The organism is Methylomonas sp. 11b (genome assembly GCF_000515215.1).
GTDB lineage: Bacteria > Pseudomonadota > Gammaproteobacteria > Methylococcales > Methylomonadaceae > Methylomonas.
Window position 1 is genome coordinate 1,603,675 of record NZ_KI911557.1, and the last position, 12,927, is coordinate 1,616,601.

The 12,927-nt window shown below is 53.8% G+C and carries 10 protein-coding genes; 5 read left to right on the plus strand and 5 right to left on the minus strand.

Annotation, left to right across the window (positions count from 1 at the left end):
• Nucleotides 1-957, plus strand: a complete 957-nt coding sequence (gene fabD / locus METH11B_RS0107540) for an ACP S-malonyltransferase (RefSeq protein WP_020482634.1) — start codon at nt 1-3, stop codon at nt 955-957.
• Complete coding sequence (fabG, locus tag METH11B_RS0107545) at nt 950-1,678, plus strand: 3-oxoacyl-ACP reductase FabG (protein ID WP_020482635.1); 729 nt, start codon at nt 950-952, stop codon at nt 1,676-1,678. Before fabD ends, fabG begins: the two co-directional genes overlap by 8 nt.
• A gap of 74 nt (nt 1,679-1,752) precedes the next feature.
• On the opposite strand, the gene METH11B_RS0107550 is transcribed toward fabG, so the two are convergent.
• The 3 genes from METH11B_RS0107550 to METH11B_RS0107565 form a co-directional block, all read right to left on the minus strand.
• Entirely contained in the window at nt 1,753-2,682 is a 930-nt protein-coding gene (locus METH11B_RS0107550) for a response regulator transcription factor (protein ID WP_020482636.1), read from the minus strand.
• A complete protein-coding gene (locus METH11B_RS0107555) occupies nt 2,679-6,056 on the minus strand; it encodes a hybrid sensor histidine kinase/response regulator (RefSeq protein WP_026601504.1) in 3,378 nt (1,125 codons plus the stop codon). Before METH11B_RS0107555 ends, METH11B_RS0107550 begins: the two co-directional genes overlap by 4 nt.
• Before the next feature lie 317 nt (nt 6,057-6,373).
• Nucleotides 6,374-6,916, minus strand: a complete 543-nt coding sequence (locus METH11B_RS0107565) for an REP-associated tyrosine transposase (RefSeq protein ID WP_026601505.1) — start codon at nt 6,914-6,916, stop codon at nt 6,374-6,376.
• Nucleotides 6,917-7,251: 335 nt separating this feature from the next.
• On the opposite strand from METH11B_RS0107565, the gene METH11B_RS0107570 reads away from it, so the two are divergent.
• Nucleotides 7,252-8,211, plus strand: coding sequence for an IS110 family transposase (locus tag METH11B_RS0107570; protein ID WP_026601506.1), 960 nt, complete (start codon nt 7,252-7,254; stop codon nt 8,209-8,211).
• A gap of 18 nt (nt 8,212-8,229) precedes the next feature.
• On the opposite strand, the gene METH11B_RS0107575 is transcribed toward METH11B_RS0107570, so the two are convergent.
• Both METH11B_RS0107575 and METH11B_RS0107585 read right to left on the minus strand, forming a co-directional pair.
• Nucleotides 8,230-8,727 (minus strand): hypothetical protein, encoded by a 498-nt coding sequence (locus METH11B_RS0107575; protein WP_026601507.1) that lies wholly within the window; start codon nt 8,725-8,727, stop codon nt 8,230-8,232.
• A 690-nt stretch (nt 8,728-9,417) separates the two neighbouring features.
• The gene (locus METH11B_RS0107585; RefSeq protein WP_026601508.1) at nt 9,418-10,161 is read right to left on the minus strand and encodes a hypothetical protein; all 744 of its coding nucleotides are present in this window, start codon (nt 10,159-10,161) and stop codon (nt 9,418-9,420) included.
• Between the two features lie 177 nt (nt 10,162-10,338).
• On the opposite strand from METH11B_RS0107585, the gene METH11B_RS0107590 reads away from it, so the two are divergent.
• Complete coding sequence (locus METH11B_RS0107590; RefSeq protein WP_026601509.1) at nt 10,339-11,595, plus strand: hypothetical protein; 1,257 nt, start codon at nt 10,339-10,341, stop codon at nt 11,593-11,595.
• A gap of 26 nt (nt 11,596-11,621) precedes the next feature.
• Nucleotides 11,622-12,920 (plus strand): urea ABC transporter substrate-binding protein, encoded by a 1,299-nt coding sequence (gene urtA, locus METH11B_RS0107595; RefSeq protein WP_026601510.1) that lies wholly within the window; start codon nt 11,622-11,624, stop codon nt 12,918-12,920.
• Nucleotides 12,921-12,927 lie beyond the last annotated feature (7 nt).

Genomic DNA, 12,927 nt, shown 5'->3' on the forward strand with positions numbered 1-12,927 from the left:
ATGACGACGATAGAACAAAGTTACAATCTGGCATTCGTATTTCCCGGACAAGGCTCGCAAGCTGTCGGCATGCTGGGCACGCTGGCCGCCGCCAACCCATTGGTCAAGCAAACTTTCGAACAAGCTTCCGACGTGCTGGGTTTCGATCTGTGGAATATGGTCGCGAACGGCCCGGACACCGACTTGAACCAAACACATAACACCCAGCCGGCTATGCTGGCGGCCGGCGTTGCGGTATGGCGGGCCTGGTGCGAAAAATCCGACATCAAACCCGCCTGGATGGCCGGCCACAGCTTGGGTGAATACACCGCCCTGGTCTGCTCGGGCGCGTTGGGCTATGAAGACGCCATTCGTCTGGTGGCCGAGCGCGGTCGACTGATGCAGGAAGCGGTACCGACAGGAAAAGGCGCGATGGCGGCTATTCTGGGCCTGGAAGATCATCAAGTCGTCAATACCTGCGCCGAAGTCGCCAATGGCGACATCGTCGCCGCCGCCAATTTCAACGCGCCTGGCCAAGTCGTCATCGCCGGCGAAACCGCTGCGGTGGAACGCGCGATGGAAGCCTTGAAGGCACTCGGCGCCAAACGCGCATTAAAGTTGCCGGTTAGTGTGCCGTCCCACTGCGCTCTGATGGAAGCCGCGTCCGACAAGCTAAACGAAATACTGCAAGGCCTTAACGTCGAGATGCCGAATAGCACGCTGATCCACAACGCCGACGTCAAATCGCACGGTTCGCCGGAAGTGATTCGCTACGCGTTGAAAGAACAATTATTCAAACCGGTACGTTGGGTGGAAAGCGTCAAATTCATGCACGAACAAGGCGTTACCGCCTTTGTCGAATGCGGACCCGGCAAAGTATTAGTCGGCTTAAACAAACGCATAGCGCCGGATGCCGCGCATTACACACTATACGACCCCGAAACCATCAACAACGTTGTGGAGCAACTCCGTGGATAAAAAACTCGCCATTGTTACCGGCGCCAGCCGCGGCATAGGCCGGGCCATTGCCGAAAAGTTAGTAGCCGACGGTTTTTTTGTCGTCGGTACCGCCACCTCAGACAGCGGCGCGGAGGCTATTTCCGCTTATCTGGGCGAGAACGGCAAAGGCTACAAACTCAATGTCGCCGACGCCGCCGACATCGAAAGCTTTATAAAAACCACCGGCGACGCCTACGGCACCCCAGCAGTATTGGTCAACAACGCCGGCATCACCCGCGACAACTTGTTGATGCGGATGAAAGACGAGGAATGGGACGACATTATCAACACCAACCTGACCTCGATCTTCCGGATGAGCAAAGCCGTGTTGCGCGCTATGATGAAAGTCCGTTACGGCCGCATCATCAACATTTCATCTGTCGTGGGCTCCACCGGCAATGCCGGTCAAGCCAACTACGCGGCGGCCAAGGCTGGAATGATCGGCTTTGCTAAATCCATGGCTAAAGAAGTCGGTTCGCGCGGCATCACCGTAAATACCGTATCACCCGGATTTATCGATACCGATATGACTAAGGAACTGTCGGAAGACATTAAGAATGCGCTGCTGGGTTCGATTGCGCTGGGCCGTTTGGGTCAGCCGGAAGAAATTGCCCATGCGGTGTCTTTCCTGGCCTCCGAGCAAGCCTCCTACATCACCGGCGAAACTTTGCATGTGAATGGCGGCATGTACATGCCTTAAAGGCGGCAACGTTTCTCCAGACCCAAAAAAGGCCGGCAATCCATAAGATTGCCGGCCTTTTTGTTAGCTTTGAACTAACCGCGCTGCAACACCATCGCCACCGCCGCCGCCCGCGTGGAAACACCCAATTTTTCGAATATATGTTCCAGATGTTTATTCACCGTTCTGGGACTGGTGGTGAGGATGATACCGATCTCCTTATTGGTTTTGCCGCGGGCAATCCACATCAAAATCTCGGCCTCGCGAAACGTCAGCTTCAGTTTGTCGCGCAGGGTTTCCGGCGTCCATTGCGCGTCTTCCCGTTGCAATAGCAGCAGATATTCATCCGGATTCTGACAGGCGCTGACTCTAAGCGTAAAACCCGGCGCCAAACGATGTGCCTCGGATTCGGCTTCCGCATCATTTCGCCCGCTTTGCCGCAACCAGCGTTGAAACCAGCCCCGCAGCGACTCCGGGAGCATGTCATTCGCAGCCCGAGCCAATCCCTGCAATTCGCAAAAATCATCCAGCCATTCTTTAGCTGCCGGCGTCAACCATACGATACGGCCGAGTGCGTCTGCGGCTATAGCGGCAAAATCGTGATGGTCCAGCAAGCTCTCGGCCCGCCGTAAATTACGGGTTTGCGTCAAATGTACTTCAATGCGCGCCAGCACTTCCGCCGGCCGAATTGGCTTAACGATGTAGTCCAACGCCCCTTCGCCAAAGCCGCGCAGCAAATCGTCCAGCTCGCTCAAACCGGTCATGAACAACACCGGAATCGGCGCGGTCGTCGGATCGGCTTTCAGCCGGCTGCAGGTCTCGAAGCCGTCTATGCCCGGCATCATCACATCCAACAAAATGATGTCGGGTTTGACGTATTGAATCTGTTCGATGGCCGAACAACCGTCAGTAGCCACCAATACCCGATAATTGGCTTCGGACAGCGTATCGGACAACAGGGCCAAATTGCCGGGTGTGTCGTCGACTATCAACACCGTGCCATTGCTGGCGGATACGTCCATCATCGGGACACCTCCTGTTTGTGCATATTCAAAAGCTTCCTGATTTCGCCCACCCGAAACTGGTTGGCTAAAACCATCAGCTTCGCAAAGAAGGCGCTGTAGCGCGGCTCGGTTTGACCGAGTTGTGCCAGTACTTTCTTCAGGCCCAACAAGTCGCCGATTCGTACATATTCCACGCAGGCTTGCAACAATTCCGGCGGCGGCACCAGCATCGGTTCGGGTAGTTTTTCGGAAACCGCCGGCGCGGCGTCGTCTTGATAGATCCAGGCCAGTGACAAATATAGCTTCAGCTTGCTCATCAGCTGCGGCACCTGAATAGGCTTGGACAGAAAATCGTTGCAGCCGGCATTTAACACCGCCAGCCGATCACCGGGATAGGCATTGGCGCTCAGCACCACAATCGGCATCTGTAAACCGCGCTCGCGCAGACGCATCGCGGTTTCTATACCGTCTATACCGCTCATGGAAATATCCAGCAAGATCAAATCGGGTTGCTGTTCCACCACTTTCTCCAAGCAAGCCTCGCCGGAATCGGCCTCTTCCAGATAAAACCCCAATGGCTCGAGCAAGGACAACAATAACTCCCGATGTTCTCGCTGGTCGTCCACCACCATGATCCGCCGGCGCGCGCCTTGATAGCCAATGACAGGCCCGTGCGATTCGGTTTCATTTTCTACACCCAAACTCGGCAACAACAGCCTTACGCTGAACGTAGAACCCTCGCCCACTCGGCTTTGCACCGCCAACTCGCCGCCCATCACCTCAGTTAGAATTTTGCTGATGGTCAGCCCCAAACCGCTACCTGACACCGCATTGCCGGTCGGTGTATCCAGCCGCGTGAAGGGCTGAAAAATATTTTGCAATTGCTGCTCGTCAATGCCGCTACCGGTGTCGGACACCTGAAAGCTGGCTACGCCGCTGCTGTACCCGATCCGAAATACAATGCCGCCCTGACCGGTGAATTTGATGGCATTGCCGAGCAAATTCATCAAGATCTGCCCTACTCGCTTTTCATCGCCGCGGATGCGTTGCGGCAGCACTGTGGTCAATTGGCAATTAAAACTCAAGCCCTTATCTTCGGCTTGCGCTTTGAAGACATGCACCAGATGTTCGATAAAACCGGGGAAATCGATAGGCTGGTATTTGAAATCGAATTTGCGCGCCTCGATGCGGGCAATATCCAGAATATCCTCGATCAGCGCACTCAAGTGCTCACCACTGCGCTTTAAGGTATCGACGGCTTGCCGACGGTTTTCCGGGATATTCGGGTCCTGATTTAAAATGTGAGCGTAGCCGACGATGCTGTTCAACGGCGAGCGGATCTCGTGGCTCATATTGCTCAGGAAGCGGCTCTTGGCCTGATTGGCGGCGTCGGCCATCCGCCGGGCCTGCTGCAACTTCAGATCGGTTTGCTTGTGTTGTTCGATTTCCTGCAGCAGCAATTGGGTTTGCTTGGCGGTTTCCTCATGCGCCACCCGCCGGCTCTCCGCGTTCAAAATCAGCCACCAGGTACAAAGGCCGATAAACACCAGCAAGGATGCATAAATTTTCAGGAAGTTGTTGATCAACAAGCCAAAGGCCGGTTGATTCTGTCGGACGCTCAGTAAATCCTGGTAATAAATGATGCTGATAAATATCCCGGTCAGGATCGTCAGAAAACCAAACAGCAAGCCAAAGCGCAACAAGCGCAAACGCGCAGTGATGCCGATAAAATCCGGCATCAAAGTCCTGGCGAGACTCTCCAAATAGTCATCAAAGCGAAAACCCGGCTTGCAGGCATCCAGACAACGCGCGTCCAGCGTGCAACACAGCGAACAAATACTGCCGGCGTAAGCCGGGCAGTAGGCCATGTCGTCGTGCTCGAATTCGTTCTCGCAAATCGAGCATTTATCATGCGATTTGCGATTATGCTTTTTCCGGTCGCGAGCCAGATAATGTTTGCCGGCACAACACATTGCGATCACCGGCACCAGCACGAAAGAAAATCCGAGCGCAATAAACGCCGAAAAAGCCTTGGGCCATTCGCCGAACAGCCCCACGTAAGCCAGAATCGACACCACCGATGCCACAAACGTCGCGACCATCCCTACCGGATTGAGGTCGGACAAATACGCGCGCTTGAATTCGATTTCCTTCGGGCTGAGTCCCAAAGGCTTATTGATCATCAACTCAGCCGCCACCGCGCTGATCCAGGCAATCGACATATTCGAAAACAAACCCAATACCTTTTCCAGCGCGCCGAACACGCCAAATTCCATCAACAACAAGGCGATCAGCACGTTAAACAGCAACCACACCACCCGCCCCGGATGGCTATGCGTCAACCTTGAGAAAAAATTCGACCAGGCCAGCGAACCGGCATAAGCGTTGGTGACGTTGATCTTGATCTGGCTGAGAACCACGAATAAGGTCGTGGTTGCCAAGGCCCATTGCGGATTCTCGAACAGCTCGTTATACGCCACCAGATACATTTGCGTCGGCTCGTGGGCATGCTGCGGACTGATGCCGTACCGAATCGCCAGATGCGCCAACAAGGCGCCGGCGATTTGCCGGACCACCCCAAACACGATCCAGCCCGGACCGGCCGCCAGCATCGCCGCCCACCACTTGAATTTATTGGCCTTGGTTTTATCCGGCATGAAGCGCAGAAAATCCACCTGCTCACCGATTTGCGCCACCATCGAAAATGCCACGGTGGTGGCGGTTCCGAACAATAGCCAATCAAATCCTTCGCCGCTGCCGGCGATCCAGAAGTAAGTCTTTAAGGTCATCAGCGCTTCGGGCTCGGCGTGCGCCACGGCTATGTAAGGTGCAATCAGCAGCGCGAGCCAAATCGGCTGGGTCCACAGTTGCATCCGGCTGATGGTAGTAATACCAAAAGTCACCAAGGGCACCACAATCACCGCACTGACCACATGCGCAACGGCCAGCGGAATCTGGAAATACAATTCAATCGCCAGCGACATGATAGAAGCCTCCAGCGCGAACAGCGTGAAGGTAAATGAGGCGTAAATCAGCGAAGTAACGGTGGAGCCTATATAGCCAAAACCGGCCGCACGAGTAAGTAGGTCGATGTCGATATGGTAGCGGGCCGCGTAATAACTGATCGGCAAGCTGGTGATGAAAATCACGATGCCGACGATCAGAATCGCCCAGCAGGCATTGGTAAAGCCGTAATTGATCGACAAAAAGCCGCCGATAGCTTCCAGCACCAGAAATGAAGTCGAGCCGAACGCGGTGTTAGCCACCTGGAACTCGCTCCATTTCCGGAAGCTGCGCGGCGCGTACCGTAGCGCGTAGTCTTCCAGGGTTTCGTTGGCGACCAGGGCGTTGTAGTCGCGGCGGATTTTAGTGATGTTTTGGTGGATGGCTTTCATTTATGTTGTGTCGCTAACGCGACGGGTGTTTTTGAAGTCGGGTCTCGGCCCGACGGCCGAGATACTTTCTTTTGCTTGGCCAAAAGAAAGTATCCAAAGAAAAAGCCACCCGAATGCCGCTTGTTTCCTGCGCTCCTCGCTTTTGAACGGGGTTGCCGAAAGGGGCTTCCTGCCCCTTCGGCAACGCGATGCATCCATGCATCGCCCCTATGGGCTGATCCGTTCAAAAGCTCCGGTGCTCGGCGCGGCATACGGGACAAAAACCATCCCGATGCGTAGGGTGGGCACGGCTTTTTGTGCCCACGCGGACAAACCGCTCATTCCCCCGCAACCAAATCATCAACACCATCACCGCCCCAATCCATCGAATAAACGCCTTCCTTAACATATCGATGAAACGTTGAATAAGGCCATTCTCTGACTTGGTGGCAATAACCATGCTTCACCGGATTGTAATGAATGTAATCCATATGCCGGGTAAAATCGGTTTCATCGCGAATTTGATGTTCCCAATACCGGCGTTGCCATAATGTCGATTCCCTATGTTTTTGTTTCGATGCATTGATCCATTCGGCCCGCCAGTATGCATCGCCACAAACCACGCTCACCTGCCGTTTGATCACGCTCCATCGGGTTGCAAAATCTCCATCGTCAACCGGTAACGTCCAAATACAATGCAAATGATCCGGCAGCAAAACCCAGGCGTCGATGTTAAACGGTCGTTTCGCGCGAGCGCTTGCAATCGCCTTGCGCAAAGCCTCCCGTATCGGTTCATCGCATAAAATCGCCTGCCGCCGATACGTCACCACCGTGAAAAAATACGTTGCACCGGGATTTTGCGAACGGCGGTAACGGGACATTTTGATCGTTAATTTTCGACGATTAAATTGGGGGTTGTGGTTTTCCCGCGTGGGCACAAAAAGCGTGTGCCCACCCTTATATCTCGATTCTGACCGAAAAAAGCGGCAGAATCCCCGACTGATCATCGGGGGGCGATGGGGAAGACGTGCCCACCCTGAGGCTTGAAAGCCTGCCTTGTAGATAGTTCTCTCCATCGCCCGCACTCACTTTAAAGTTCGAACGGTATTCTAAGGGCTTGGTTCGCCTTGACCCTGTATTCATAAGGCTGAACTTTGCGAGTGTCCATTCTGATCAAGCAGTCTAAGTTTGTCATTTTTACCCAGAGATAGCGCTCATGACTTCTACTATCATCGGCATCGATATTGCCAAGCTCAAATTCGACGTAGCCCGGCTCGCCGAAGGCAAATATAAACATGCCAAGTTCGCCAACAACCTCGAGGGCTTTGCCGCGTTCGCCGCTTGGCTAGACGGTTTTGGCGACACCGACCGGCGCCTTTGCCTGGAAGCCACTGGCGCTTACGGCCTGCCCCTGGCAGAGTTTCTCGCCGACGGTGGCTACTTCGTCAGCGTGGTGAACCCCGCTCAAATTCATGCCTTCGGAAAAAGCGAGCTGAGCCGCGCCAAAACCGATAAGGCCGACGCCAAGCTGATTGCCCGCTATGCCCTGCAAGCCGACTTGGTTGCCTGGAAGCCGCTACCCGCGAATCTGCGCCAGTTGCAAGCCCTCACGCGTCGCTTGGAGCACTTGCTGGAGATGCAGCGCATGGAGCAAAACCGACTGGAGACAGCTGATACCGCTATTGTCCCTTCCATCAACACGGTACTGGCAACATTGGCGGCCGAACTGAAGGCTACCCGTCAAGCCATCCAAGACCATGTCGACAAGGATCCCGATCTCAAGCAGCAAAGCGATCTGCTGACCTCCATTCCGGGTATCGGCCCCGCCACGACCGCCTATTTGCTCGTGGCCTTAAGTCCTCACCATGGCTACGCCAACGCCAAACAAGTCGTGGCCCAAGCCGGCCTCGCACCCGCCATCCGACAGTCAGGACAATGGCAGGGCAAAACGCGTATTGCCAAGACCGGTGACGCTCGGTTGCGCAAAGCGCTTTATCTACCCGCTTTGGTCGCCTGGCAACATAATCCAGCCATTCGCGTCCAATGCCAACGACTCAAAGCTAATGGCAAAAACGGCAAGCTCATTGTCTGCGCCGCCATGCGTAAGCTCATTCATCTGGCTTTCGCTATCTTGAAATCCGGTAAACCTTTTGATCCTAATTTTTCCCTTGCATGAGCGGGTTTAAGACGGTATCTACGATGCTAGTTCCTTCAGCAAATTAAGGAAATAATCGCCAAACCCGTTTAAAAAAGTACCGAAGCAAGCCAGATAAAACTCCAAAACTTTAATGCGGCGCTTACCTGGTTCGATAATTGAACTGACATAATCCACGCACCATTGTTTGTTATTCAAATTTTCAAGAATAATATTTTTGATTCTGAGAGCATATATGTGATGTTCGTCGTCTGAAAGTGCCACACCGTTTTCTTTTTCGAATTCATCCAAAGCAGGCAGGCTATAAGCGCTATGATTTCTTTTTAAGTATTCTAATGACTCATTTGCAACTTCGTCATGAAACCTTGATGCAGCCAGCATAATGGCAACGATGGTTATTAGAGCTCCCGCTCTATTCAACCACATAATATCGAAATTATTACCAAGATAAATACCAGAAACAAACGCTAGAGCGGAGGAACTCAAAGCAATAATTTCAGGGAGGTATTTTCCGATGAAGGAATAGAATTTAGTCATGAATTTTTCGGGTATTTAGATTAAGACCGTAGACAGGGAGCTTCGCGAAATCCAGCAATATAGGCCGAAGCTGGGTTAACACTATTGTTCCAACCCAGCCTACCAAAAAACCTTAGCTACACACAATAACCGTTGGAGTGGACTATTCCCGTTATTCCGCCCCGAACATCGCAGCTTTTGGCGAGATCAGCCCGCAGGGGAGCGGCAGGGATGCCGCTCGTTTTCGGAGGGGCTGGGAAGCCCCTTCCGAAAACCCTTGCCAAAAGCGACAAATTTGCCTGGAGCAAATTTGAACAGCCGATAGGCTGGCCCGCAGGGCGAAAACCATGGACGGTTTTCGTAAAGCGCAGGATCAAGGCGGAATGTCGGGTGGCTTTTTCTTTGAATACTTTCCTTTGGCCACGCAAAAGAAAGTATCTCGGCTGTCGGGCCGACAAATCGGCAGGATAGCCGATTTGCATGCGAAGCACCCGGAGGGCGGAACACATGGATGTGTTTCGTGAACCCGACATTAAAACCAGCCGTCGCGATAGCGACACCTTCTTACCCCCTCATCCTAGCCTTCTCCCTGAGGGAGAAGGAACAGACCGCACCGAAGATCAGCTTATGGACATCAAACCCTGGAACACGTCAATCAAAGCCACCATCCCTGGCCCTAGATGCCCGCATCCCCGCGAGCACGACAACCAATCACTTCCTCTCATGCCCAAACTGAAATATCACCGGCGTCCCCTGATTATGAATAATAATCTCCTTCTTCGGCTCGTCGCCGACAGTAGCTGGCTGCGCTACGCCATTCGCATCAACCGCACTGGACACTTCCCTCACTTCCACCCGCACATCCGGCATCCACTTGGGTTTAAACAGCTCGGTTTTCACGCGACCGGCCTGTTTCGGTAGCGGCGCATGTTCCAACACATCCAGACAGGCGGTACCAATCTGATCGACCAATTTATCGACAATCCGCGCCGGCAATATATCTTTATCCAAGGCATGGGCGCTAAACGTCGATTCGCGCTCTAATAAAACGGCCTGATTGCCGGCATCTCGCAAAGTACAAGTAATCGGCAACACATCGGCTTTTTGAAAATCCGTCGCGCGCGGATCGGAATTGCCGCTGGAAAAGGAAAAACCCACCGGGGTTTCGCGGTGGGAGACTTTGCCCAGCTTGGCTTGCAAACGGTGGCTGTAAGGGCCTTTGTCTGCTAGCGGAAATTCCCATTCCGTCAGATTCGCGCGTACTCGTTCGGCTATCGGCGCGGTGTCAATCGGCGTTGCAAATTGCCGTAAATTGTCTTCCGCCAACACAAATTCTATCGCCTGCAACGGTTTAACGGCGTCTGCCACCGGCTCGGCCGAGACCGGGCGCATCAGCAGCAATGCCAATCCACACCAGCCTGCAATACCATAAAAATTGGATGTTTTGTTCGTCATCGTAAATCTCCCAAGTTAAGCCGCACTCTACGTAAACCCCAATTTCCCGGCCATACGTCAAATGACTGATGAGTCATTTACCCGATTGTGGCGCTGCCGGCAAAATTCAACAATCTCCCCGACGTTTTCAATCGCCATCGCCGCCGGCAATGGTTTGTTTAATCCAGATAAAGGGGAATGCAAATGACTGGTTTTAACCCACAAAAATTAAGCAGCCGGACTATCGGCTTGCTGAGCGGGGTGGCCTTGGGCGCCATCGGCCTGGGACAGGCGCCCGAAGCGCAGGCTGGCGCAACGTTTAAAATCGACGATACCAAATGGGTCAGCGTCGGCGCCGGTTTACGGACCAGCTTCCGCGCCCAGGAAGGCTCGGTCGGCGCGAACGCCGACAAATGGAGCAACGATTTCAACCTGGACAATATCCGTTTATACATCAACGGCCAGATTCATAAATATCTGAAAGTCGAATTCAACACCGACTGCCAAACCTGCGGCAACGGCGGCGAAGTGCGGGTGCTGGACGCGATCGGCAAATTCGAAGTCACACCCTACGCCAACTTGTGGGTAGGCCGGATGCTGGTCCCGGCCGAACGCCGCGAGATGAACGGCCCTTTCTACAGCGCGGTGTACAACATCTTCTCCGCCGGCACGCCGTTCGAGCCTTCCGACTACAACCTGACCATCAAATCCGACGGCACCTCGGCCGGCTCATTCGGCCGTGACGACGGTGCCACCTTCTGGGGCGCGGTGTTCGACGGCCGTTTCCAATATGCGGCCGGTTTCTTCCGCGGTCTGCGCGGCGGTGCCAACGTCGATGACAATATCATGTACGCACAACGCTTTGCCTACAACTTCTGGGACGTCGAGAAAAATCCCGGCTATTACACTTCCGGCACTTACTACGGCAAAGGCGGCGACATTCTGACTGTCGGCGTCGCCAACCAATATCAAGAAGACGGCGCTGGTGCGCTGGGTTCTCCCGGCAGCTTCCGTGGCACTACTGCGGACGTGTTGATGGAAAAAGTGTTGCCGGGCGGCGGCGTTGTGACTTTTAACGGCGAGTACAAAAACTACGGCATTACCGGTCCGTATAGCCAAGCCATCCGCGATGCAGAGGGCGCTGTCGGCGCGCCGGCCCAGTTCTCGATGTTCGAAGGCAACGCTTACGACGTCAGTGGTATGTATCTATTCCCGCAAAAAATCGGCATCGGCCAATTCCAACCGTTTTTGCGCTACGTGAATGTGTCGCCGGATAACAGCCCCAACCGCGAAGTTTACGAAGGCGGCGTCAACTACATTATCGACGGCCACAACGCCAAAATTTTCGCCAGCTACCAATACGGCGATTTGTTGACCAAAGGCTTGAACTACAAATCCACCGCCAGCGGCGAGAACGCCAGCCAAGTCATGGTCGGCTTCCAGTGGCAAATTTAATTTTCTAATAACAGAGGACTATCACGATGAATTTACTGAGCAATCCCTTACGTAAACTGGCACTGGGCGCCGCGCTATCGTCGCTGCTGCTAGGCGCATCGACCGCCCGCGCCGAAGACACCATCAAAGTCGGCGTTTTGCACTCCCTGTCCGGCACGATGGCGATCAGCGAAACCACGCTAAAAGACACCATGTTGATGCTGATCGACGAGCAAAACAAAAAAGGCGGCTTGCTGGGCAAGAAGCTGGAAGCGGTGGTCGTCGATCCGGCCTCCAACTGGCCGTTGTTCGCGGAAAAAGCCCGCGAGTTGATCACCAAGGACAAAGTCGCATCCATCTTCGGCTGCTGGACTTCCGTTTCCCGGAAATCGGTATTGCCGGTGATCGAAGAGTTGAACAGTATCCTGTTCTACCCGGTGCAATATGAGGGCGAAGAATCGTCTAAAAACGTGTTCTATACTGGCGCCGCGCCTAACCAGCAAGCGATTCCGGCGGTCGATTACCTGATGAACGACTTGAAAGTGCAACGCTGGGTACTGGCTGGCACCGACTATGTGTATCCGCGTACCACCAACAAAATCCTGGAAGCGTACTTAAAATCCAAAGGCGTTAAACCGGCGGACATCATGATCAACTACACCCCATTCGGTCATTCCGACTGGCAAAGCATCGTCGCCGACATCAAAAAATTCGGCTCTACCGGCAAGAAAACCGCTGTGGTTTCCACCATCAACGGCGACGCCAATATCCCGTTCTATAAAGAGCTGGGTAACCAAGGCATCTCCGCCGAAAAAATCCCAGTTATTGCTTTCTCAGTGGGTGAGGAAGAATTATCCGGCATGGACACCAAACCGCTGGTCGGCCACTTGGCGGCATGGAACTACTTCATGAGCGTGGATACCACCAAAAACGCGGCCTTTATTCAGCAATGGAAGGACTACATCAAGAATCCGAAACGCGTGACCAACGACCCGATGGAAGCGCATTACATCGGCTTTAACATGTGGGTGAAAGCGGTCGAGAAAGCCGGCACCACGGATTCAGACGCGGTACAAAAAGCTCTGATCGGCGTCGAGTATCCCAACCTGACTGGCGGTATGTCGAAAATGCTGCCTAACCATCACATCAGCAAACCGGTGTTGATTGGCGAGATTCAAGACGACGGGCAATTCGTCACCGTCTGGCAAACCAACAAACTGGTCGATGGCGACGCCTGGTCGGACTTCCTGCCGGACAGCAAACCGATCATCGCCGACTGGACCGCGCCGATCAGCTGCGGCAACTACAACACCAAAACCAAAAAGTGTTCAGGACAGAACTATTAACAGCGGA